This window comes from Caulobacter sp. GW821-FHT09A05, assembly GCF_059418465.1.
Window position 1 is genome coordinate 163726 of sequence record NZ_JBWKPX010000003.1, and the last position, 24217, is coordinate 187942.

General features: G+C 69.1%; 18 protein-coding genes. All 18 read right to left on the reverse strand.

Going from position 1 to position 24217, the window contains the following annotated elements; translation table 11 throughout:
* Positions 1 to 5: 5 nt before the first annotated feature.
* From AC07NX_RS04030 to AC07NX_RS04115, 18 genes are read right to left on the reverse strand one after another with little or no spacing between them, the layout of a single operon-like run.
* Positions 6 to 2582 carry a DUF6519 domain-containing protein gene (locus AC07NX_RS04030; protein ID WP_494639359.1) on the reverse strand — a complete coding sequence of 859 codons (2577 nt, stop codon included), beginning with the start codon at positions 2580 to 2582 and terminating at the stop codon, positions 6 to 8.
* Positions 2579 to 5017: a hypothetical protein gene (locus AC07NX_RS04035; RefSeq protein ID WP_494639361.1), complete on the reverse strand. Its 2439-nt coding sequence runs from the start codon at positions 5015 to 5017 to the stop codon at positions 2579 to 2581. Before AC07NX_RS04035 ends, AC07NX_RS04030 begins: the two co-directional genes overlap by 4 nt.
* A complete protein-coding gene (locus AC07NX_RS04040) occupies positions 5014 to 7530 on the reverse strand; it encodes a baseplate J/gp47 family protein (RefSeq protein WP_494639363.1) in 2517 nt (838 codons plus the stop codon). Before AC07NX_RS04040 ends, AC07NX_RS04035 begins: the two co-directional genes overlap by 4 nt.
* Positions 7527 to 10031, reverse strand: a complete 2505-nt coding sequence (locus tag AC07NX_RS04045) for a baseplate J/gp47 family protein (RefSeq protein ID WP_494639364.1) — start codon at positions 10029 to 10031, stop codon at positions 7527 to 7529. The genes AC07NX_RS04040 and AC07NX_RS04045 overlap by 4 nt, the downstream gene beginning before the upstream one ends.
* Positions 10028 to 10402 (reverse strand): GPW/gp25 family protein, encoded by a 375-nt coding sequence (locus AC07NX_RS04050; RefSeq protein ID WP_494639366.1) that lies wholly within the window; start codon positions 10400 to 10402, stop codon positions 10028 to 10030. Before AC07NX_RS04050 ends, AC07NX_RS04045 begins: the two co-directional genes overlap by 4 nt.
* Entirely contained in the window at positions 10399 to 10734 is a 336-nt protein-coding gene (locus AC07NX_RS04055) for a hypothetical protein (protein ID WP_494639368.1), read from the reverse strand. The genes AC07NX_RS04050 and AC07NX_RS04055 overlap by 4 nt, the downstream gene beginning before the upstream one ends.
* A gap of 12 nt (positions 10735 to 10746) precedes the next feature.
* Positions 10747 to 11259, reverse strand: coding sequence for a phage baseplate assembly protein V (locus tag AC07NX_RS04060; RefSeq protein WP_494639370.1), 513 nt, complete (start codon positions 11257 to 11259; stop codon positions 10747 to 10749).
* On the reverse strand, positions 11256 to 12374 hold the full coding sequence (locus tag AC07NX_RS04065; protein ID WP_494639372.1) for a hypothetical protein: 1119 nt from the start codon (positions 12372 to 12374) through the stop codon (positions 11256 to 11258). The genes AC07NX_RS04060 and AC07NX_RS04065 overlap by 4 nt, the downstream gene beginning before the upstream one ends.
* Positions 12361 to 12681 carry a hypothetical protein gene (locus AC07NX_RS04070; protein WP_494639374.1) on the reverse strand — a complete coding sequence of 107 codons (321 nt, stop codon included), beginning with the start codon at positions 12679 to 12681 and terminating at the stop codon, positions 12361 to 12363. Before AC07NX_RS04070 ends, AC07NX_RS04065 begins: the two co-directional genes overlap by 14 nt.
* On the reverse strand, positions 12678 to 13334 hold the full coding sequence (locus AC07NX_RS04075; RefSeq protein WP_494639376.1) for a hypothetical protein: 657 nt from the start codon (positions 13332 to 13334) through the stop codon (positions 12678 to 12680). The genes AC07NX_RS04070 and AC07NX_RS04075 overlap by 4 nt, the downstream gene beginning before the upstream one ends.
* Positions 13331 to 16651, reverse strand: a complete 3321-nt coding sequence (locus AC07NX_RS04080) for an eCIS core domain-containing protein (RefSeq protein WP_494639378.1) — start codon at positions 16649 to 16651, stop codon at positions 13331 to 13333. Before AC07NX_RS04080 ends, AC07NX_RS04075 begins: the two co-directional genes overlap by 4 nt.
* A complete protein-coding gene (locus AC07NX_RS04085) occupies positions 16648 to 16866 on the reverse strand; it encodes a hypothetical protein (protein ID WP_494639380.1) in 219 nt (72 codons plus the stop codon). The genes AC07NX_RS04080 and AC07NX_RS04085 overlap by 4 nt, the downstream gene beginning before the upstream one ends.
* Before the next feature lie 38 nt (positions 16867 to 16904).
* On the reverse strand, positions 16905 to 18839 hold the full coding sequence (locus AC07NX_RS04090; RefSeq protein WP_494639382.1) for an ATP-binding protein: 1935 nt from the start codon (positions 18837 to 18839) through the stop codon (positions 16905 to 16907).
* Between the two features lies 1 nt (position 18840).
* Positions 18841 to 19569 carry a Pvc16 family protein gene (locus tag AC07NX_RS04095; protein ID WP_494639384.1) on the reverse strand — a complete coding sequence of 243 codons (729 nt, stop codon included), beginning with the start codon at positions 19567 to 19569 and terminating at the stop codon, positions 18841 to 18843.
* Positions 19566 to 20363 (reverse strand): hypothetical protein, encoded by a 798-nt coding sequence (locus AC07NX_RS04100; RefSeq protein WP_494639386.1) that lies wholly within the window; start codon positions 20361 to 20363, stop codon positions 19566 to 19568. The genes AC07NX_RS04095 and AC07NX_RS04100 overlap by 4 nt, the downstream gene beginning before the upstream one ends.
* Positions 20360 to 21094, reverse strand: coding sequence for a hypothetical protein (locus AC07NX_RS04105; protein ID WP_494639388.1), 735 nt, complete (start codon positions 21092 to 21094; stop codon positions 20360 to 20362). Before AC07NX_RS04105 ends, AC07NX_RS04100 begins: the two co-directional genes overlap by 4 nt.
* A 7-nt stretch (positions 21095 to 21101) precedes the next feature.
* Positions 21102 to 21623, reverse strand: coding sequence for a phage tail protein (locus AC07NX_RS04110; RefSeq protein ID WP_494639390.1), 522 nt, complete (start codon positions 21621 to 21623; stop codon positions 21102 to 21104).
* A gap of 13 nt (positions 21624 to 21636) precedes the next feature.
* Positions 21637 to 23682: a phage tail sheath family protein gene (locus AC07NX_RS04115; protein WP_494639392.1), complete on the reverse strand. Its 2046-nt coding sequence runs from the start codon at positions 23680 to 23682 to the stop codon at positions 21637 to 21639.
* Positions 23683 to 24217 lie beyond the last annotated feature (535 nt).

Genomic DNA, 24217 nt, shown 5'->3' on the forward strand with positions numbered 1-24217 from the left:
GCGTCCTACGGCTTTCCCTCCACCTTGGGCTCGGTCTTCTTCGTATTGGCGTTCTTGGTTTCAATCTTGACCTTGAGTTGCGGCAAACTCAGATAGATGAAGATGTCGAGGTCGGCGGCGCGCTGGGGATCGGGCGAGGCCAGGAGCAACTCTCTCCCGGTTAGCGATCCCCGTACGCCCAGATGTTCGGCGTTCAGGTAAATTCGTTCGTTGTTCTTGTGCTCGATCCAGATCAGGGGGGACCGCAACCGGATGCGGCACAGCACCCGGCGGAAGACCGGGTCAGGCTCCCAGCCGTTTTTCTTCAGGCGCGCCGCGATGTCGGGGTCCATGCGCTGGCCCCAGACGTGAATTGGCGTGGTCTCCAGAAAGCGTATGGCGTTCTCCGACGGAAGCCAGACCAAGCCGCCGACGTCGCCGCGTTTACCGATCTTTTTCACCGTGCCGTTGAGCCGCACGCGCTGAAACCCGAACGGTCCGCGCATGCCTGGGTTGGAGGTTCCGGGAACCCCGACGGCGCTTACCCAGTACAGCCTGTCAGGGTCGGTGATGGGATAGGGCAAGTCGAGTTCCACTTCGACGATGGGATCGAAGTCGATAATCTCGCTGTCCGGTGGACCCCCGTCGAAACCGAAAAGGATGCCGCCGACGATGCTGTCGAAGGGGGTCTCCAACCCATTGAGTATCAGCTCGCGCTGGTCCTTCTTGTCCTCCTCTATCAGCTCGATCATATCCTTGGGGCCCCTCAGGCGGATCTGCTTGAGCGTCAGGGTCTTGGGCGGTTCGGCGATCTTGGCGCACAGGGTGTCCAGCGCGGTCTGGACGTCGTGGACCCCGTTCAGATGTGAACAGGCGCCGGGTTCATAGGCCGTCTGCTTGGCGGTCTCGAAGGTGGCGGTGAAAACCAGGGGCGGCGTGATTGCGGTCCCGGGCCCCGTGGCGATGGCCGCCTGCACCCGGCGAATGTCGTGAGGCTTGGTCGTGTCGATCGACCAGGCCACCTCCAGTAGGCCGTCGGGGCCGGTCAGCAGGTCACAAGGGGTTACCGCGTTGCAGACCACGCCGTTGATCAGGCAGGAGCCGCCGGCGGGGTCGAGATAGGACCAGCGCACGGGCGCGCTGGCGACCGGCGTCTCGCCGCGCATGACCGCCACCCGCAGGCGGCCGGGCAATTCGATCATTCCGGCGGCGGCCGGAGGCATGATCGACTGGCCGTCGCCGCCGCGATAGAACAGCGACCGATCCGTCAGGCTCGCGAACGGGATGCGGCAGTCTTCGAAGGTGACGCTGGCTCCGCCCTGGACCACGGCCAACGGCGCATAGCGGATCTCGGGGCCATGGGGCTTCATAGAGTCGCCGACGGCGCCGGTCTTGGGCCAGTCGATCGAGCCGTCGGCGCGGGCCGCGAAGGTCCAATAGTCCCCCCGTCGGAACAGGCCGGCGCCGAGCTTCAGAGTCAGGCCGTCGCCCAGATCGATCTCGGCCGAGGTCGCCGCGTTGGCCGGAGCCGACACGGTGATCAGGCCATCGCCGTTCGGCTGAGCGTCCCACAGGCGCAGAAACCAGGTTCCGTTGGCCGCGGCCCCGGTGTCGGTGATCTGGGCGGGGGTCGCCTCGAGGGTCACCTTCTCGTCGGTGGCCTTGGCGACGCGGAACAGCCGCGGCTTGGCCAGGGCGGCGCGCGGGTCCACGTCGTCGTGCGTCGACACGATCTCGGCATAAAGGCCTGGCGCGAACCAGTTGCGCGGGTCCAGGGCCGGTGGCGAAACGGTCATCTCAACGCCGACGCCCGTAATCACCGCCATCTGGCTCGCGTTGCGACGCGAGACCTTGAGCTTGAGATCGTGCAGATCGAAACGCGGTCCGTCGATGGTGGGCTGGGCCGGGTTGGCGACCCCGTCGTGAACCTCGATCCGGTAGAGCAGGTTTTCCAGTCGGGTATAGCCGCCGCCTGGCGTTAGGGAGCAGGGGTCGGTCGAACTGGCCGTCGCCTGGGCGGTGACCGCCAGCAGCCCGGTCGAGGGGGCGCTCAGCTTGATCCAGTCCGGCTGGGTCAGGCTGTTGGCGCAGGTCACGGGCGTCGGCCCCCCCGTCACCGCCAGCGGAAACACCTGCCAGTCGACCAGGGACCGGCCCGACGCCTGCGCGTCGCCCAACGCCACGTCGGCCAGGACCGGTTCCTCGATCGGATCGATGTGGCGCACCAGGGTCTTGACCGCGATGATCGACCCGGCCGGGACCGTGTCGCCGGTACGCGGATGCGGTTGGGTCGTCAGCTTGCAGACGGCCGTGTTTTCCAGCAGCCAGCCCCGCAGATAACCGTGGCCGACGCCGATGTCGAAATTGGCCGCCGCCCCGGACGGGGTGATCCGAAAGCCCGGATCGCCGGCCGGATAGACGAAGCGCAGGGGCGATCCCAGGCTGTCCACGGTCTCGATCTCCAGGCGCTCGAGATGGTGACGGGACTGCTGGTCAAGATCGGTGTCGAGCAGGGCCTGGCCCTGGCGGGCGACCACGGCGCGCAGCCGTCGCTGGTCTTTGGCGACGATCCGCAGCCGGGTCGCGTCGTTGCGCAAGGTCATGGTCGGTTCCTTCGTGCGGCGATGGCGCTCGAGCGGGTGTCGTCGATCAGACCCGCCTCAAGGCCGAAGGGGAGAAAATCGTCGAACAAACTGGTCAGGTTCGCCATCCGCAGCCCTTCGGCGGCGACGGAGAAGGCTCCCATCTCGCTGTCGCCCTCGCCGCCCAGTCGCAGACCGTCCGAGGCCAGCGGATGCAGCATCGCCACCGTCGGCTCGTCCAGGTCGGTGTCGAGGAACAGCGGCGTGACGCCCAGCGCGACGGTGGCGTTCTCGGCCAGGGTCAACGGCGCCTGTTTGCGGGCGCTGGCCGCGGCCTGGGCCAGGTCAGGCTGGCAACGGAAGCGGCGCGGCATCGACGATCCGGGGGCGATCACGCTATAGCGGACACAGCCCGCCTGGCGGCGCACCACCTCGGCGGCCTCGACGAAGATGACGTTGGTGGCCTCCAGCGACTTGAAGCGACTGACGCCCAGCACGGTGACGTCGCGCAGCTGACCATCGAGATTGATCGCCGAAATGGCCGGGGTCGCCGCTCCGTCGGGGGAGACGATCGAACCGGTTATGGTCAGGGCGCCGACGGCGGGGCCGCCGCCGAACTCCAGGGCGATGCGGCCGGATATCGTCCGCTCAAGGATGATTTCGGCGCCTTGCAGGGGGGCGGTGACGCCGATCGCCACGCCGCCTGGCTTTCGCACCGTGCAGTGCCGGACCCATAGGCGGGAAACGGCCCGCACACCCAGGCTGAGGCCGGCGATCAGTTCCAGCCCGTCCAGCACCAGCACCCCGGCCTCGCCGCCTGCCGGGGGCGCTGCGGCGGCGACGATCCGAACCGGCGCGTCCAGGGTGAAGCGTCGCTCGCGCCGCACGATATAGCCCCGCCGGTCCGGATTGTCCGGCACGCCGGGCTTGACCTCCTTGGGACGCCACTCGGCGGCGACGATATGAAGTTCCGATCCCGGATGGACGGCGACAGTGATCTCTGTCTGGCCCAGGGGCGCGCCCTCGCGTTCGCAGCGCGTCAGCACGATCAGGCCGCGCTTGCCCAGACCGGCGGCCGTCCATTCGGCCAGGGCGGTGGCCAGGGTTCGCACCTGGCGAACTGACGGGCCGCCGGGGCCGTCGGCAGGCAGTGTCGCGTCGACCAGCCAGATCAGGTTGGTCAGGGAGAGGGTGTCGGTGACGTCGAAGGGCACGTCGGCGCCGTTGCGGTCGTGCGGCCCAGCCCCGATCTCGCGCCCAACGCCCAGCCCGTGCGCGACGCGAACCTCCTCGACATCCGGCTGGCCCGCGGCCGGTTCGGATACGATTAGCCGGCCGGTGACGGGGTCGAAGGCGCAGCGGATCGGATGATCGGCGGCATGGGCGACGGCGGAGGCCCCGCCTGTGAACCAGGCATGGGCCAGGGTCGGCTGCGGGCGAGCTCCCACGGATGGGGGGGGAGCCTCCAGGTTGGCGATCCGCACTTGGGCCGGCGGCGTCCGGTCGAAGGTCGTCGCGCCCACCTTGCGCAGAAAGATGGTGAAGGGCTGGCCCAACTCGTCGAACCAGGGCGTGTCGCCCAGGACAGGCGGGCGGCCTTCCAGCGCCGCGTGGCGCCGCTCCTGGGTCTCCAGATGCAGCGGCAGGCGGTGCAGGCGATCAGGCAGGTCGGTCTCGACGATGCGGCTCCCGTCGCTGGCCGAGCGGCGATCTGGATTGAACAGCCGCAGCGGCCGTCCGGGCTGGGCCGAGAGCTGGAAATAGCCTGGACGCTCGACTCCGCCGACCGGCCATGGACGGGCCTTGGGCGTCTTGGCCAACTTGGCGGCGGCCAGGCCGTCACCCTCCGGCGCCGAATAGTTGGGCACGATCGGGCGCAGCAGATGGACGCCGACATGAGTCTGGTGATGGCGCCCGCCCAGGCGGGCGATGGACCGCACGTCCAACAGCCGGGGCAGGGCGTCGAAGCCGGTCGCGGTCCTGGCGGCGGTGACGCCGGGCACCAGCGCGGGCAACCCCGGCCGCTCTGGCCTGACGTCGATCAGGTTCTGGGTGCGCGCCAGCCGCATGAAATATTCGACCGCCACTCCGCCGAAGCCGCCGACGTCGGCCGCCAGGCCTTCCAGCACACGGGCCGTACCCTTGCCGCGCCGGTAGCGGACCGTGTTGGCGATAAAGGCCCGGGCGTTACGCCCCGCGCCTGGCGGCAGCGGCCGCAGGGGCTCGGATGCCACCAGGGCCGCCAGATCGGCCAGGGCCGCCTCCGGCGCGGTCTCGACGAACATCGAGTCGTAGAGAGCGTCGATCTGTTGGTCGATCTCGACCCCGCCGGCCGCCAGCACCTGGACCAAGGCTTTTAGCGCCCAGCCATTGGCGGCGTCGATGGTGCGGATATGGGCCGGCAGCAGCCCGTACAGCCGCTCGGTGGCGGCTTCCAGCCGAGCCAGGGCGATCATGGCGCCATCTCCACGAACTGCGTCTGGTTCGGATCGATCGACAGCAAGCCGGCCTTGCTGAATACGCCGTCGACCAGGGTCGGTCCCGGACACAGCAGGCGCCCCTCGCTTTCGGCCGGACCGCCGGGCAGCAGGAAGGTGGCCAGCCGCGCGGCCATGACGCCTTCGACGCTCTGGACCACGGCCAGCACGGCGCTGCGATGCAGGGCCTGGCCGAAGTCGCGGACCCGGCGGCCGAACGTTTTGCCCAAGGCCTTGCGAACCTTGGCCTCGATGTCTGCGCGACGATAGCTGGGATCGATCGCCAGTCCGACCGTCACCTGCGCCGACAGCTCCACGAAACCCTCGATCCGTAGGGTCAGGCCCGGTGGCGTAGCCGCCTTCAGCGCCTTCGTCAGGGTGTCGAGTATGTCGGAGCCCGGCGTCGGCGGGGCCAGGTCGGTGGTGGCGATCGTCAGGCAGACAACTGACCGCATGCCGGCGTGCAACTCGGTGGCCAGGGCCTTGCCTATGCCGCGATAGGCGGCCGCGAAGGCCTGAATGTCGGCTAGCGACACCGCCCGGTCCAGGGTGCGGATCGATTGTGGGGCGGCGACCCGCATGTCCTCCAGGGTCTCGGCGTCACTACCGCCTTCGGCGGGGGTGGCGTTGACCACGCCTGACACCCCGACGATCGGGTTCATGATCATGGTCAGCTTGCCGGTCGGCAGGTTGCCCGCCGCTCCGCCGCCCACCCGGTAGTCCGCCGTGACGTTGTGCGCGCCGCTGGGCAGTCGTCCGGCGAACTGCACCTCGAATTGGCCGTCGCGGACGCCTCTGACCGCGAAGGCCCAGTCCTCGCTCTCCAGGCCAAACAGGCTGGCGTGCTCTGCGTAGGCGCGGTCGCCGACCCGCACCTCGATGGCGGGGGCATAGCCGCGCGGATTGGCAGCCGGCACATAGGCCAGCGGCGCGCCCTTCAGCTTGAAGCGTGGCGAAGGGCTGGCCGCCTTGCCCGAGCCGATGATTTCCGGCCCGTTGATCTGGGTCGAACCCTGCGAGGCGCCGACGGCATTGGCCAGCACCGTCAGGGTGGTCGAGCGAAAGCGGCTGACCACCGGGCGCTCGAAGACAAGCTCCGTCTCGCTGGCCGTCGACGTCAGGGCCTTCAGCACCACGACCTCGGAAATCACCGGGCGCACCCCGTTGACCGCTGTCCATGCCTGGCCGGTCAGCACCAGTCGTCGGCCGATCGGCAGGGTGACCTTGCCCTGGACGACAAGGCGGTCGGGCGCGCCGGCCGGGGTCGAGATGTCCAAGGCCGGCGTGAGGAGCCGTTCTTGACCGGTCTCGATCACGATCGCCGTCTGACGGACCTTGGCGTTGAAGCCGGTGGCGTCGGTCAGGTCGATATCGGCGACGCCGATCCGCGTGACCTTGGCGGCCGTGCCGAAATCCTTGCGCCCGCCGTCCGCCGCCGCGGTGATCACGCCAAGGTCGGGACTTGCGCTCGCCCCCGCCGCCGAGAACAGCACCGCTCGGCCGACCATGGCGTCGGGATAGATGGCGTCGAGGTCCAGTGTTCCGCCGGTCGCCGTGCCGGTGGGGTCCATCTTCAGGTTGGTCCAGTCAGGGGGCGTGCCCGTGAGATTCAGCGTGGTCTGGACGGCCGCGCTCATCAGTTGTGGATCGGGCGCGGTGGCCCCGAACGCCGCCGCCCGCTGACCCAGGATCAAGACGCGGTTCTGGAATGTCGCGCCCTTGAGCGCCGCCGGCGCCGTGACAAGGCCCTGCGGCGCCAGGTTCAGGCTGGTGCGCGGCGGGCCGCCGTCCGTCGGGTTTGGCTCGCGGGCCAGGCCGACGATGCGGGCGAGGAGCCATTTTTCGGGACTGGTCTGCGGCTGGACGTAGGCCAGGATCAAATCGCCGGGCTTGGCCGTGGAGGAGACTCCGTCGAGCACCAGGACGGAGGTGGTGGCGCTCACGCCCTGCGGGTTGGGGGAGAGGACGGGCGCTAGCCGGTTCCACTCGGCCTTGGCCTCGAGGGCGGCGTCGGTCTCGAAGGTCTGGGGCAGTTCATCCTGGCCGGGAATGGACGCCACCTTCAGGCCCTTGGGAATGGTCGCGACCTTGGGTGAGCCCTCCAGGGTGTCGAGGGTGAAGGCAAGGGTGGTGGTCGCCGCCAAGGCGGGGCGAGGCGTGTAGCCGAGCAGACCGGTCAGGTCGACCATAGCGTCACGATCCTCGGTTCGGCGCAGGGTTCCGTCGTCGTGCAGCCGAGCGGAGTTCCAGGCCAGCACGTGCAGACCGCCGGCTACCGCGTCGATCAAGGCGATGGCCGGATCGTCGTCGTCGCGTGTGCCCAGGTCGGCCAGGGGCCGTCGGCCGTCGATCTGGACATCGCCGATGCGGGCCAGCAGTCGCTGCTTGATGGCGCCGTGGCGGAACATCACTGGGTCGGCCACCGGCGGACGCGCCTTGGGCGCGGCGCAAGTCGCGCAGGTTCCGCAGGCGCAGGCTTCCGAGCCGCTCATCGGCCGCCTCCCAGGGTCAGGACCAGTCGGCCGCGTTCGGGGAAGCTGGGATCGTCGTCCAACTGCAACACCTCGACGTCACTGGGTCGGATCACGCCACTATCGATCTCGCCCTGCGACAGCCGGCCCAGCCGCTGGAAGGTCTTGGGGCTGACGCTCTGCACGCCGGCCGTGGCCATCACCGCGGCGATCAGTCGGGAAAGGTAGAGGGGGGAGCCGAAGGTGAAATTGTCGGGATGGAAGAAACCCGGCTTGCCCTCCGCCCCGCCGAACGGCCGCAGGGCGTCACGCACTCGGGCCGCCACGGTGCTGCGCAGTTCGCCGGGCTTGGCGCAGACGGTCAGGGCGATGTCGAGCGGGGCCGCCTGGGCGCCGCGCAGGACGACGTCGAAGCCCATCAGTCGATAGAACTCCATGTGCTGGGTCAGTTCACGGCGGAACGGCTTGTCGACCGGCAAGCCGCCCTTGCGGTCGATAAAGACCAGCATGGTCTGCCAGGCCCCTGTCCAGCGGGCGATCGCATAGGCGTTGGCGACCTCGTCGTGGCGCATGGCGACTTCGGCGTAGTCGGCGGCGGTGACCGCGCGCTCCTGCCGGCGAAAGGCCTGGGGCGCGGCGATCCGGATCGCCGTGATGGGCTCGGGCGAGGCCCCGCCGCGCGCCGGCAGCGGGTTGGTGACGTCCAGGCGCGCGCCCTGCTGGGACTGCGGCAGGACGACATGGGCCAGAGCACCGACGCCGATATTGCCCTGGGGACCCGCACCGAACCGGCCGGCGATCGTCAGTCGCGCCCCTGGCGACGGGGCCTGGCCGTTGACGTCGTCGCCAAACCGCAACGTCGGGCGACCATCCATCCCGGTCTCGATCACGAAATCGCGGTCGAAACGGTCGCTCTCCAGCAGATCCCGACGCGCCGACCAGTCGCCGAAGTCGTCGTCCAGGGTGAGGGCCGGGAGGCAGCGGGCGGGATCAACCTGGGCCAGGACGCTGGCGGGCGCTTGGGGCGAGGCGGCGAGGTCGACGCGGGCGGTCCGCGCGAGGTCGGCGCGATCAAGGATCGGCCGCCAGGGCGTGTCGTCCAGGGGCGCGGACGGGGTCAGGACCGGGCGAAGGGCGGCGATGTCGGCCGTCGGCAGGCCCAGCGCCGCGACCGGCGGGGCCGAGGCGCCATGATCGGCGAGCATCAGATTGCCCGCCGCCTGGGCGCAGACCACCTTGGCCGCCGCGCCCAGCGCATCCTTGGCATGGATCTGGATCACCAAGTCGAACGGCAGGGCGTCGGCCGCGGACCACTCCACCGTCACAAGCTTCAGCGTCGGTTGCAGCACGTCCTGCGTCGCGGCGACTCGAGTCAGGCGCACCATGTGCCGATACTGGGCACGCGCATCGGCCGCCTTGCCCGTCTCCGGAGAGCAGGTCTCCGCCAGCAGCAGGAAGTCGCCGGCCGCCAGGGGGCCTATCCCACCGATGTCGTCGACCAAGGTGGCGGCCGTCGCGCCCTTGGGCAGTCGGCACTCGTCGTCGGACCAGGTGTGGAAGGCAATGGCGTTGCGCCAACTCCACAGCTTCAACGGCGCAACGGTCTCGAACACGATCGGTTTCTGAACCAGGACCCGCCGGTAGTCGCCGGCCGGGATCACCGGATTGACGCCGTCGATACGCACCGCCAGCGGCGTGCCCGCCGCCAGGACCAGGCCGTCGGGCAGGGCGCCGGCGGGCGAATAGGAGAACTGGGCGAACACCCGGGCGCTGGCGCCTTCGCCCAACGGATAGTCGACCAGTCGGGCGTGGCGGGCGATCGAAGCGCGGCTTCGGGCGGTGGCCAGGAAGGCCTCGGTGCCCACCCAGTCCAGCCGATAGCTCTGCTGGTCGGCGCGATAGGCCGCGGCCTCGACCAGGGTGGTGGTGAAGTCGACCGGATCGTCTTCGCGGAATCCGGGAAGTAGCTCCGACAACCGGTCCAGCATCTGGCGACGGAAGCCCTGATAGTCGCGCACCCGGTAGTCGAAGTCGGGGCCGGGCGGAGGCGGCTCGGGGACCTCGTCGCAATCGGGCGCGCAGTCGTAGTCGCTGGGGCAGCCGATCTTGAACGAGAAGTCGACCGCCGACAGGCGCGGATCCAGGAACAACGGCGGGACGGTCGCGCCCGGTCCCGCCACAATCGCCAGGCGATAGGTGGAGAAATCGGTCGGCTGGCCGCCCGCGATGGTCAGCCGATAGTGGTCGACGGAGCCGGGACCGGGGAGGGCGTCGATCACGGGCTGGATCTTCGGCGGGGGGAAGCGGACGCCGCCGGTGAGGAGGATCTGGCCGCCGTTCAGCGCCGCGCCGGGCAGGGGCAGCGGCTTGACGAGCCAAACATGGATGAAGGTCGGGTCGGCCGTGGTCGCCCCGGCCTCGACCTCGATATAGTCTATGCCGCTGATCCCGGGCGGCGATCCGGGGGCGGCCAGCAGGGCCCGCCGGTGTTCGTCGCAGCAGACATAGCGATCGACGCTCATGTCAGCTCCTTTCGCACCGTCAGCCGGCCGCCGGTCTTGGTGGCCCGGGTTTCGTAGGTGACCGACACGGCCAAGGCGGCGTCGTTTTCGTCGAAGGTCACCGACAGGTCGTTCAGTTCAAGCACATGACCCAGCCACTGGGCGATGGCCGCCTGCAGCGTCGCCTCCAGGGCCACGGCCACGGGACCGGCGCCGGCGGCGAACACCATCTGCAGCACCGGGCTGCCCAGGTCGGGCCGCATCACTCGCTCGCCGGTGATGGTGAAGATCAGAAGCTCCAGCATCTGACGCACATGGGCGTCGTCGCCATAGACGACGGAGGCGCTGCGGCCCGACGGCGCGGGCCGGAAAGGGAAGGCCAGGCGGGTCATGTGGCCACCACCCGAGGCTGGGAGCTGGAGATGATCGGCGGGCCACCGGGGATCTGCTCGACCGACTGGCACAGGGCGACTGAGGGGTTGATCAGCAGCGGCACGCCGTTGGCCATCACCCGCGTGGCCCCGACGATCCACTTGGTGGTGACGCAGGGCTGGGGCTTGCCGCCGGGCAAGGTGAAGGCGCAGCCGGCCACCAGGCCCTGGTCGGTGATCACGGCCGCCGGCATGCCGCTGACCATCACCCGGGGGCTGGCCACCACGAGGTTCAGCATGCCCCCATGGGGGCAGGTCGCGATCGCGCCGACGTGCAGCACCGGGCCGGGCATGGCTGAAGTCCCCTAGGTTATGGTCAGAGCGCCGTTGTTGATGATCACCGATGGGCCGACCATCGCGATCATCGCGCCCTGGCCGTTGCTTATCGTCACCCCCGCAGCGCCGATCATGATCATCGCCCCGGTCACCGTCTTGATGAACACCTGCTGGGCCGGGTTGTCGGAGAGGGTGACGCTGGTGCCGCTGACCGTCTGAAAGTGGATGTTGGGGGTGACCGGCGTGGCGCCGGCCAGGGCCAGCGGCGGGAAGCCGGCTGGATCGGGCCAGAACGCCCCGGTCCAGATGGGATAGTCTAGGTCGCCGCCCTCGAACTCCACCCAGACGCTGGACCCCAACTGCGGCAGGGCGACCATGGCGTTGCCCTTGCCCGCGAAGGCGAAGGCCGGCATCGCCCAGGTCGAGGGGAACAGGCCGTAGCGGTCGCCCAGCTGCACCTGGATCCGCCCCTGCATCTGGGGGTCGAGGTTGTTGAGCACCGTCGCCCGGTACTTGCCGTAATATTTGGCCCCGGTGGTCATAGCGGCACGCTCGCGAGGGTCGAAACCAGGCCGTCACGGGCGAGCTGGAACGTCTGCCTCCAGCTGCCCCGGCCCAGGGTGTGGGTGACCGAGCGCGCGTAGTAGAGGCCGTCGTGGGCCAGGCCGGCGCCGCGCACGCTGACCAGGCCGCGGGCGTCGAGCGGTCGGCCATAGCGCACCAGATCCATCGTGCCGCTGGCCGTCACCGGATCCACGCTGGCCCGCCCCGCGATCAGGGCGGTCAGCACGTCCGGCAGCTTCATGCGCTCGGTCTCAATCAGCTTGGTTTTGGTCGGGACCAGCGGCCGGGCGTTCAGCGGCGGCTTGAGGATCGAGATGTTGGGCAGGGGCACCGGTATCGAGAATCCCGCCACCTTGACGAAGCCGTACGGCAGTTCGGCGGCGTTGCCGTCGGCGCTGAACGACAGGGTGTCGATGTTGGAGGCGTCGTCCATGTCGACCGTCAGGGCCGGCTGCGGAATGCCGATCCGCACCTGCGGCCCCCAGTAGGCGGTGTTGGTCCCGGGCGCGGGGCCGGGCGTGACATAGAATTCGTAGCCCGCCTCCTTGGCCAGCTTGTCGGCATAGGCCAGGTCGGTGCCCTGCTGGTGGGCGTATTTCTCGGTGGGGGAGTCCGCGCCCTGGAACGGAGCGGGGATCGGCGCCGGGATGACCCCGAACATCGCGTACTTGGCCATCATTAAGGCCACCCGCGCGAAGGGCGGCATGGCGGGAAAGGGAAAGCCCGTCAGGTCGATGATGTCCATGTAAGCCGAGACGTCCTCGCCGGTGATGGTCAGCTTGAACTCGCCGGGATGGACCGAGGCGACGACGTCCTGGCGCTTGATCGGGCCGTCGGCCAGGACCTTGGGCACGCCGTTCAGCGTGGCCACCAGGATCACCCGGATCAGCGGGTCGAAGAAGCCGGCCGGCAGCAGTGTCTTGGCGATCGAGGAGGTCTTCGAATAGTTGAACGTCAGCTGGAAGCCCGACCGCTGGCCGACCGCCGTCGTTACCTGGGCGCTTTCCAGCGCCTCGATCACGGCCACGGGCGCGGGCGCCACGGCGATCGGGCCCATCAGCAGGCTGAGCGTGACTCCCTTAAGCGTCGCCATCGTCCGCGATCTCCAGAGGCAGCGGGATGACGAGCAGGCGGCCCGGCGGCTTGGTGGCGTCCGCCGGCTCGGCCTCGCCGTTGGCGTCGCAGATCCGCCAGTACTGTTCGGGGTCGCCGAAGGCCTCGGCCGCAACGCCGTCGATGCGGTCGTCGCCGATCGTCGGGTGGCGGTCGAGCGCGCGGTAGCGCTCCACGGCCGGTATGATCCGACGGCCAACGAAGGCATCGACCACGCCGTCGGCGTTGGCGCGGGTGCGCAGCGGCACGGTCGCATAGCGGCTGTTGGGAGGGAATCCGTTGTTCATGGCGCGCTCGTCAGGCCAAGGGCCTGGATGTTGGGCGGCTTGCGGCCCGCCAGTTTCTCGCGACGCTTGGCGGCGACCAGGAAGAGCGCAGCGCCCTTGCCGCCGAAGTCGAGATCGGCCGTGGACAGCGCCCGCAGCCCCAGGCTGACGCGGGCGCGGATCGGGTTCAGTTGAACGTCGAACGCTTCCTCGACCACCGAGAACTCGGTGATCCGCACCGGCAGGGTGCGGTTGGCGCCCAGCACCAGCAGCACCAAGGGCGCGGGGATCGGCAGGATCTCGATCGTGCCCGTCTGGGATCGCTGGTGGTTGGCCAGCAGGTCGGCGACGCTGGGCGTGATCATCGTCTCAAGATCAGCCAGCTCCGGGGCGATCCCGTCGCGCACCGTCTCGCCATTGGCTTTCGGGCGCTCAAGCCGATCGGTGGCGTCCAGCTCGATCTCCAGTTTCAGGGTCTCGATCGGTGGGCCGACCAGGCGCAGGGCTTCCAGTCGGTCGCCGGACTCGGCCTTGGCGCCACGCGGGGTAAGGGTGCGGCTGAGGCCGTCGGGATTGTACTGGAAGGCCACGGTGCGCAGCACGGCCTTGCCTTCGGGGTCCATCAGGATGAAGCCGCCCTTGAAGGTCTTGGGCGAGCCCGGAAAACTGGTCATGCCGTCGTCTCCGAGGTGGCGCCGGGGGCCTTCTGCGCCTTGCCATCGTTCAGCAGTTCCTTGACCAGGCTCATCGGGTCGAGATTCTCCGGGTCGGTCTTGATCTGCGAGAGGCTGGGCCAGGTGATCTCGCCGCCTTTGCCATAGGCGATCTTGCCCAGGGTCAGCTTCAGTTCCGGCCCGAGCTGCTTGGTCACCGCCGCGGCGTGGTAGACCCAGGTATGCGAGAGCAGGCCGTAGGCGGCGTAGAGTTCGGCCACCAGGTCGACCTTCAGCGAGGCGGTCAGCTTGCCCTTGGCGTAGGCCTCGGCCGAGAAGGTGAAGGCCTCGGCCTCGTAGGCGGCGTCGAAGTCGATGCCGCCTTGGCCGTCGATCCGCAGGCTGGGCGTCACCTCGACCCCGCCCTTGGCGCCGGCCAGGCCGGCGGCCAGTTCGACCCCGAGATAGGCCCCGAAGGTGCCGTAGATCTCGCCATAGGCCGGCACGGCGAGGCTGCCGACCAACTTGGCCTTGATCTTGGGATCGTCCTCCAGCGGGTAGAGCTCGCCGTTGAACTTCAAGCCCTTCAGCATCACCGGCCCCACGCCGTAGCGCAAACCCGCCGAGACCTTGATCTGGCCAAAGGCGGTCACGGGCGGCAGCGGGGTGGGGACGCTGAACTTCAATCCCGCGCCCTTGATGAAGGTGATCTCCCCGCCTTCGGGCTTGGGCCATTTCTTGGTCAGGGTGATGTCGCCGACGGCGACCTCGCCGCTGACCTTGACCCGCCGGTCCTTGGTCAGTTCGACTCCCAAGGTCGGACGGATGTCCTTGGTCACCTGGTAGCCGATCGAGCCCTTGCCCCAGTAGTTGCCTTCCTCGTCGAAGCTGAGGTTCAGGACGCCGCCAGCCTTGGGGGTGGCGATCGTCACATCGGCCTTGCCCGAGAACTTGCCTTCCTCACCGTCCTTGCGACGGTAGGTGACGGTCATGGTCGAGGCGATCGACCGCCAGGTGATGTCGGCCTTGCCCGTCAGGCTCAGCACCTCGTTGGCGTAGCCGCCCTCCAACTTCACCTGGTCGACCAGGGGCAGGGGCTTCTTGATGGTGACGTCGCCCGAATAGCCGACCGCCCCGCCCGACCACAGCACCTTCAGGTTCAGGTCGCTGTCCTTGACCTTGGTGGTGATGCCGCCGCCGCCATAGGCCTTGAATCCCCCCTTGTCGGATGAGGAGAAGCCCAATTCCGCGTTGATCGTCGAATTGGGGATAGAGCTGCTCTTGGCTGTCAGCTTGCCGGCCCAGCCCTTGTCGGAGTTGTATTCGACCTCGCCGGCCGCATCGCTGATCCCCGGGATCTTGACGCCTGGCGTCAGCTTGCCGAAGGCGATGAACGCCCCGCCCTCGTACTTGGCGCCCAGCGCGCCCAGGATCACCGGCTTGCCGGCCGGTCCCATCTCGAACTTCAGGTCGGCCTTGGGAACGAAGTTGGGGAACAGCGCCAGACCGACCGAGCCCTCGGTGAACCGAAAGCCCGGGATCGGTACTTTCAGCTTGTCGGCGGTCAGCGGCGCGGTGACCTCCAGCAGGTCGGGCCCATATTTGATTTTCAGCTCGCCGAGGAACGGCACGGTGGGCTTGATGGTGCCTGTCCCGGTCAGGGCGCCGGTGGCGTCCAGTTCCATCGCGGTCAGTTCGCCGGGGCTCAGATAGGGGTAGTAGAACTTCACGTTCTTCTTGGCGGCGGACAGTTTCAACACTCGGATTTCGCCAGCCGCGACGTTCTCTTCGGCGGCCGCGCCGCCGGCTCCCGCTCCGATCGGCTTGGCGGTCGGATCCAGGGTCGCTGTCAGGTTGATGTCACCCTTGCCTGCGTCCTTGCCGAGCTTCGAGACGGCGCGGCTGTCGAGTTCGGCCTCGACGGTGTCGGTCTTGCCCTTGGCCCCGCCCGGCCCGCGGACATAGGCCGTCAGCCGCATGCCCGGAACCACGCGCTTGGCCATGCTCTCGATGGGGGTCCGGCCAGCGGCCCGCACCCGGATGGTCTCGCCCACGCCTCCGGCCGACAACGAGACCGGCGCGCCCTCGGCCTTTTCCTTGACCGCGTCCGTGCCCTTGACCGCGCCTTTGCGCAGCAGGTCTTCGACCACATAGCTGGCGTCGCTGGTTCCGGCCGGCACGGTGGCGGCCTTCAGGCGCAACTGCAGCCGGCGCACGCCCTTGCCCCGCATCTCTGGGGTCCGGATCGCATCGACCAGCTTGACGAGTTCCTGGTAGGTCTCGCGGCCCGAGGCCTGGTTCTTGCCGCTGTCCAGCAGTTGCAGGTTGCTGGGAATGCTGGTGCCGCCCATCTGCTTTTCGACGATGTGGTCGATGTCGCAGCCGGAGGCCTTGAGGTTGGTGGCCATGCCGGTGATCAGCTTGGACACGGCCTTGTCGGCCAGGGCGGTCTTGACGTCGGCGTTGGTCTTGGCGCTGGAACGGAAGGCGTTCGCCAGTTCCTGGGTGGTGTTGAAACCGAAATTGCCCAGCCAGATCGACTTGTAGTCCTCGCCGCCCTCCTTGTAGGCGGCGACGTTCGCCCCCTCGATCAGGGGCGAGAACACCAGGCGCTGGCCAGCGCCCGCCTCGTCATAGGCCTTCTTGACCCAAGGCCCCATGCCCTTCTCGAGCGGCAGGGCGAAGTTGGCGACCTCGACGACCAGTTCGTTGGTGCCCAGGCCCGCAGGGTCATCGACCACCGCGGCCATGCCCGGCGGCAGCTTCTGGGAGACGACAGCGGTTGGCGACGCGGGGGCGCCGCCGGCCGGCGGGTCGGTGGCGCGAAACACTGCGGGCTGCCCGATCCGCGACAGGGCCCCGACCGATCGACCCGACGTGACGTCCCGCGCCGCGCGGTCGGCCTGGGCCTCCATCTCGGCGTCGGCTGCGGCCGGCAGGGGGCCTTCCGCCTTCATCTGCACGCCACCCTGTTGGATGGTATGCGCCAGTTCGTGGGCGATCAGCGCCTGGCCGGACGGCGTCTGCGGACGATAGGCGCCCTCGCCGAACACGATGTGGTCGCCCGCCGCATAGGCCAGGGCGTTGAGGTCGCGGGCGCCGTCATGGGCCCGAGCGTCGTCGTGGACGCGGATGTGGGAAAAGTCGCGGCCAAAGCCGCTTTCCATGACCCCCCGCGCGCCCTCGTCCAGAGGTCGGCCCGCGTCGAGGATCGGCGGGGCGGTCACGCTGGGGCCGGGGCCCAGAGTCGAGCGCCGCTGGGCCAGCACCGCCGGCGCCGGCGCCGACCGCGCGGAAGGCGTGTCGCGCTGAGCGCGTTGGGTGGCCAGGGCGCTCATCGGCCGGTCTCGCGGACATGCTCGGCCATCGCCTCGACGATCTGGGCGGCGACCCGGTCGGCGGGGCTGGGGCGAAGCCAGGTGTGGTTCCGTCCGGAAAGGGCGCGTTCGAGGGCGGCGGGCAGGGCGTCCGCCAGCCGCCGGGCCTCGATCGCCGAGGCGCCGCGGACGGCGATCTCGCCAATCGAGACACGCGTCGGACGATCGGCGGGCAAGACGGGCCGCGCGGGCGACCGGGACGGCGGGGCGGGGTTCATTGCCGGGTCCCCCAGTCTATGGTCGGGGTCGGCTGGTTGTGCTTGCGCAGTTCTTCGGCCACCTCGGCGCTGATCCGGCCCCGGTCGATCGCCACGCCATCCTCGGCGGCCAGGAAGGCCGAGCCGAGGGCGACATTGCGTATGCTGCCGCCGCTCAGCGGCAGGGCGGCCAGCGGTCCCCAGTCGATGGCCTCGACCGGCGCGCCCGTTGGGAAGGCCTGCCGCCACAGTCGCAGGCGCTCGGGTTCCGAGGGCATCGGGAAATCGACGATGAAGCGAAAGCGACGCAGGAAGGCCGGGTCGATCGCGTGGCGCAGGTTGGTGGTGACCACGGTGAAGCCGCGGAACGCCTCGATTCGCTGCAGCAGGTCGCCGACCTCGGCGTTGACATGGCGGTCGGTGGCGTTGCTCACCGCGCCGCGGGCGCCCCAGATCGCGTCGCCCTCGTTCCACACCATTACCGCGCCGCAGCGTTCGGCCTGGTCGAAGGCGGCGGCGATGTTCTTGGAGGTTTCGCCGACATATTTGCTGATGATCTGGCTCAGATCGATCAGCATCATTCGCAGGTCAAGGGACGAGGCCAGCACTTCGGCGGCCATGGTCTTGCCGGTGCCGCTGGGACCTGCGAACAGGGCCGCTACGCCGCGTCCGCGTCCGCCCATGCGCTCGGCGAAGCCCCAGTCGTCCATGACCGTGGTCGCCTGGCGGACATGGGTTTCGACCCGGCGCAGGGTGGTCTCGATATGCGGCGCCAGGACAATATCGCTCCAGCCCGAGACCGGTTCGACGATCGTCACCCCGGCCACGGGCGGACCCAGCGAGGTGCGGCCGGCGGCTCGCCACAGCAGGCGGTCGGCGGCCGCCCGATCGGGGGCCAGGTCGATGGCGTCGGCGACGCGGGCGCAGACAACTTCGATCTCGGGCGGATCCAGGCGGAAATGAGCGGCGACGCGGTTCAGACCCGCGCCCAGGCGCGCGACGCGGGCCGGGCCTAGGGCGGTCCGCCAGCGAAGCGCGGGATCGGCGACGACCGCGTCGGCCTGGCCCAGCAGACGCACGCCGCGGACGAAGCCGGCTCCGCCCGCCGGGCCGATCACGACTACGTGGCCGAACACCCGGTCGCAGAACGCGGCCAGGCCCGGCGCGGGGCGTTGGTCAACCACCACGACCAGGGCCGAGCCGTCGATCGCCGCCTCGCGGCTCCACAGGCGCGCCAGGCGATCACGCGCGACGGGATCCTCGGGGATCTCGGCGGCCGGCATCCGCCGCGAGGTCAATCCCACCGCGGCCAGGGCCGCGGCGATCTCGGCCGCCTCGGTCGGACCGGCCAGGACCACCGGCGAAAGGCCGTCGGCGCCGCGGCTGGCCAAGGCGGTCTTCAGCCGTCGGGCCAGGTTCGGGTCGGCTTCGACAATGGGAGGTGCGAACGGAGCGATCCGGGCGGCGACCTCGGGCTCGCGAGCCTCGACGCCGCATAGGCGATCCAGCACCGCCTCGGTCAGGGCCAGGCGCGCTTCGATGCGCAGGACCGTCTCCTCCACATGAACGAAACCGAAGCGGCGCAGGGTTCCGCTGGCCGCCAGCATCTCCGCGCCCAGGCCCGGGACCAGGCGCTGGGCCAGCCAGACCGGCACGCCCCGACCGTCAGCCTCCGCGCTGGCCGAGGCGACCCGCCGCGCCACCGGCTCGGACAGGGCCGCGGCGAACAGCAGGACCAGGAGGGCGGTCTCCGCCGCGTCCAGCACGAAGCCGTCGGCGATGCGGCGCAGCGGCGCGTCGGGCGGCAGGCGGGCCAGCCACGACCCGAAAGCCTCGAAGCCGGCCGGCGCGGGGTCGTCGCCATCCTGCCGCGCCACGGCGTCGAAGGCCGCCAGGGCCAGAGTCTCGGCGACACGCAACAGTTCGGCATGGGGCGAGGCGGGGCGGGTCATGTCAGCCGCCCGGGTCCGTGATGGTCAGGACGTCGTCGTCGATCGGCTCGGCGTCGGGGTCGGCGGTGGGACGGCCCGCCAGCGCGACCTTCTCGACCGGGAGCGGGGCGGGGAAGGTTTCGCCGGTATCGAGGAACACGGTGGTGACCAGGTAGTAGGCGCAGGGCCGTATCGGCGAGTGCAGGGCCGACCACAGCTTGGTCGACATGTCGATATCGACCGGCTGCTGGCTGATGGTGATCGATTCCGGCTGGTTGGCCGGATCAAACAGCGGCTCGGTGGTCAGGCTGTCCATCAGCTTGGTCGGCGCGCCGGGAACGGCGATGGCCTGCAGAATGGCCTGGATCATCGGCCGGGGTATGATGCCGTTGCGATGGAAGGCGCTCATGCCGACGCCCAGGATCGCCTCGCGCTCCAGGTCCTGCCCCTGGGCGGCCAGCACGTAGTAGAGGTCCAGCACCAACGGTGCGCGCGCGATCCGTTTACCCATGCCGTCGACGTGCGGGTCGTACATATTGCGCCAGGCCGGATTGGCGCCGGCGTGGTGCAGGTAGAGCGTCAGGCCGGTCGGCTCGGGGGCCGGGAGGCCAGGACCCGGGGGCGGCGGACGCGGCGGCGGTTGGATCGAGACAGGCGGCGGCGTGAAGGCCCCATAGGCGGCCTTGAGCCGGGCCTCAATCAGCGCCCTAAGCACGAAGGTGGTGGCAGGGATGGCGAAATGGGCGCTCATCCGCCGGCTCCGCCACGCCGGGTCAGATAGTCGTTCAGCGACAGCGCCGCCTCGGGTTCGCGCCGATGGATCGGCGCGGGCGCGGCGGCGCTTTCCGAGACGATCCGCACGTCGATGCGGCCAATCTCGACGACCAGTGGCGAGGGTTCGGGGAGGGGCTGGGGTATCGGCGTCGGAGTGGACGCGGTCGGAGCGGCGATCGGCTCGGCCCGAACCAGCATGTGCGATGAATCGATGTCCACCGGCGCGGGGACGGCGACCGCCTCGCTCGGCGTCTGGGTCATGGTTGACCCGGCCATGGCCGGCTGGGCGACGGGAGCGGCCTGGGCCGGTTCGGCGGCGAGGCGCAAGACGGTTTCCAGGACGGTCCGGGTGGTCTCGACGCGGGCGATCTCCACGCTCCGCGCGGGGTCTGGCGCGGAGGGCGGCGAAGGGACAGGGGCGAGCGCGACGGTTTGGTTCGAGGCGACCGGCGGTGGAGCCGGTTCGGAGGGGCGGAGGGCCGTGTCGGGCGGCGCCGGAGCCGTCCGGCTGACCGTCGCGGCGGGCGGTATCGGCGCGTCCGGGGGGGGCTCGGCGGCCGGAAGTAGAGCGGATGCCGTCGAACTCGGGCCGGCGGTGAACGAAGCGATCTCTGGGGCGCCGCCCTGGAGGTCGAACCCATCCTCGAACGCCAGCTCGGCGCCGGGATCGGTGAAGCCGGCGACGGGCTCGAACAGCCCCCGGGGGCGGGGCGTGGCCGAACCCGGCGCGCCGGCGGCGGCGCGGTCAAGGGCGTCCCAATAGCCGCTCACGCCCGTCGTCCCATCAGGGCTGGGCGGGCGCCGACGGCGTCGGCCATCGCCACGTAGCGGCGGCGGCGGCCCGGCGGCAGGGCCAGGATCGTCGCCTCGCTCCAGCCATAGGCGCGGGCCAGGCGGTCGACCTCGTGGAACAGGGCCTCGACCGTGCGGTCCAGGTCGCGCGCCACGAAGTCGGCCAGATCCACGGAGGCGGCGATCGGCCGGTCGCAGCCGGAGCAGGCGATGGCGACCACGATGTTGGCGGCGGGGTCCAGGGCGTCGAAGAGCGCTTCCAGCCGGTGAGTCGCATCGTCGGGGATGGGTCCGGCCTGGCAGGCGCAGCGGGCGACGACCGCGCGCCGCGGGTCGCCTTTCGCCGTCTCGCCTCTCGTCGCGGTTAGATCGCTCATTCGGGGCAGGCGGAAGGTCAGGACCGTGTCGCCGTCCTCCAGGCGCGCCCGCGCGTCGGGATTGGGGGCAGGGGTGGCGAGGATGCCGTCAGCCGGCACCATGAACTCGCTGTTGGCCGCGCAGTCGGCGCAGGTCACCCGCGCTTCCAGGGCTCCGCCGACCAGATCGCGATGCAGGGCCAGCAGACGTCGGTTGCGTGCGCCCAGGGTGTCGTCGGCGACGGCCGCGCCGTCTTCGCCAGCCGCCAGCAGCGCGCCCAACCGGTCGTGGGCGGTCGCGGGCGACGACAAATCCCAGGCCTCCATCAGGACGGCGGCGGTGAACTCGGCCATGACGGTCTCACGGCTCTACGAAGCTGGGCTCTTTCGGTTCGACGACGGCGTAGTCGCGTTCCCAGCCCTCGTTCTCGATCTTCAACTTCATGATCGCCACGGCGTTGGCGTTGGCGTCGAGATCGGGCAGGGCCTGGAATTCCGAAACCCAGCAGCGGTAGATGTTGTAGGACACCACCGTCTGACCGGCCTCGTTGAGCAACTCGATGATGATGTCCTTGCGGAAATCGGCCAGCGAGGTTTCCGCCCCAGCCATCGAGCCGAAGTTCCAGACCTTGTTGGCCCAGCCTTCGAAGTCGGTGTCGTGCGTCACGCCGCGTTCCAGGGTGATCGCATCGTACTCGGTGCGGCCCGGCGACTTGAAGCTGGTCGACGGATCGCCGCCGGAGCGGTGCTTGATCAGTTCCGTGGTGCGCTTCAGCGTCGAGATCTTGGAGACTCCGGCGACATAGCGTCCGTCCCACTTCACGCGGAACTTGAAGTTCTTGTAGGGGTCGAGCCGTTGGGCGTTGACCGAAAACTGTCCCATCTGCCTGGCCCCTCTAGACTGACGGCTGCACGATCTGGCGCAGGCTGATCACCACGAATTCCGCGGGTTTCAGCGGCGCGAAGCCGATCACGATGTTGACCACGCCCTGGTTGATGTCGTCGGGCGAGGTGGTGCCTGCGTCGCACTGGACGAAATAGGCCTCGCGCGGCGAGGCCCCCTTGAAGGCCCCCAGCCGGAACAGGCCTTGCATGAAGGCGGTCACGTTCAGCCGCAATTGCGACCACAGCGCCTCGCCGTTCGGCTTGTGCACGGCCCAGCGCAGGGCTTCGGATAGGCTGCGCAGGATGTAGCTGGCGGTGCGGCGAACCGGTATGTACTTCCACTCGCTGGCCAGGGCGTTGGAGCCGTCGATCGTGCGCGAGCCGAAATTGACCGTGCCATAGATCGGGAACTGCCGGATGCAGTTGAGGCCCAGCGGGTTGAGCACGCCGTGGTCGTCGTCCGACAGCACGACCGACGGGCCATAGACCCCCGATAGCGAAGCTTCGACCCCGGCCGGCGCTTGCCAGACCCCGAACTGCCCGTCGGTGCGCGCGATCACGCCGGCTATGGCGCCGGACGGGGGGTGCGAGCGGATCGCCCCCGGGACCAGCGGATCATCGACCCTGATGTTGGGGAAGAAGGCAGCAGCGTGGTTGGACTGGAAGGTGACGCCCAGGCTCTTGAAGCTTTCGGCCGAGCCAACGTCGACGACATTGGGCAGGGGGTCGACCAGCAGGAAGGCGTGCTTGTTGCGACAGACCAGGGCCGCCTCGGAATAGACCGACATAGCGTTGGCGTGCTGCACATCGTTCGGGTCGCTGGGCTTGGGCTTCACGATGTCGGGCAGGCACAGGATGTTGAAGAAGGCGTCGGGCTTGTCGAGGGCCATCACGGCCTTCTTGAAGACGTCGCTGTTGGGCTGGCCGTTGACGTCGCCGTCGATGCCGACCGTCGCCGCGCCGGAGAGCTGGCTGGAGTCGTAGGGCGCGCCCAGTTGATAGCGCGACGGGTTGGACACCTTCTGGGGCGTGGCGGCGAAGAAGGTCGCCATCACCGAGGTTCCGGCCGTGGGATCGCCAATGGTGACCGTGGCGTCGCTCAGGCGCTTGGTCAGCGTCGCCGAGGTCGGTGGGGTGGTGCGCAGACGCAGGAAGGCTCCGCCCTCAAGCAACGCGCCCTCGACGCCGGTCCCCTGCATCGCCGGAGCCACCGCCGGGTCGCGCAAGGCTTCGTTGATCGCCGCCACCAGACGGGTGGTCATTTCCAGGGGGCTGGTCGGCTTGGCCGAGCCGTTCCGGAAGAGGACGAGGTTGTCCAGGGTCACTGAGGCGCCGGCGTCGACCGTGCCGGTCGCGCCGCTGCGCACCGAAATCACGACCTTGGCCTTGATGTCGTTGGCGAAGGGGCCCGGCGCGGGCAGGGCCTTGAGCGCATAGACCGAGCCGTTGGCCTGCGGCGCCTCGGCATCGACGCCGTTGACGTCCAGCTTGACCAGCTTGGAGCCGGTCGCTGGATCGTTCAGCACCTGGGAGGCAAAGCGCGCGCTGCTCGACGAGGTCGACAGGTTGGTGAAGCGCTCGACCCGTCCGGTCACCCGGTCGGTGATCGTCAGGTTGAACCGCTTCTTGTCTTGGGCCGGGCTGGAGCCGAAGGGGTTCGAGCCTATGCCGAACGGATCGAATTCGACGAAGATCTCGTTGCTGGCCGAGCCCGAGCTGAGGGCGGTCAGGGTGACGGAGGCCGCCGCAGCGCCCGCGTCCCGCAACAGCGCGGATTGTGCCTGCTTGGCGCCGTTGGCCGGCACCCGGATCACGAACGCCTCGCCGCCGCCGTTGGCGAAGAAGTGCAGCACCGAATAGGAGAGGTTGCTGGTCTGGCTGAGCCCGCCGAACAACCGCTCGAAGTCGCCGAACGATTGAATCCGCGTCGCCAGACCATCGATGCCGGATCGAGTTGGTCCGACGAACAGCGCCACGGAGGTGGGCGCACCGCTGACGGTGCGAGCGCCGCTGGGTATTTCTTGAGTATAGACACCAGGACTCTTGAACTGAAGCATGTCTCAACGCTCCAAGCTTTGGATAAGCAAGTGTTATGCTTGTCCAAAAGTGATAAAGTTATGATTTTTAAAGCTTTTAGCGAAATAAATGTCGGCCACCAACCTTGATGGCAGTCTAAGAGCGGCGACGAATACGCTAAATTTGGTGCTCTACACGGATCTTTACCGGCCGTTTCTGGAAAAAAATCACACAGCCGGCGCAACGAGTCAATGAGCCGGTGAAAGAAAATTCTCTTATTTGGCGACGGATGAAAAATTGACATCCTAGGTGGATCTCGACGCCGAGATGATGGGCTGTCGCCATGCGAAACGCGTTCTGACTAGGCCTGAAGCGGCGGCCGGTTGTGGACTGGCGCGATGTTGGCTTATCCGCTGACAGCGCCTCGAACAGGAGCCACTCCATCCTTAGCGGGGCGCCTGTAGCGTTTTCGCAGATCGGTTGGCGCCTTGCCGAGCGATCGGTAGAGCGTCGATCGCGCGAGGCCCAATGTGTTCGCGACCTCCGCTCCCGTCGTTTCAGGATCCGCCAGCCGCC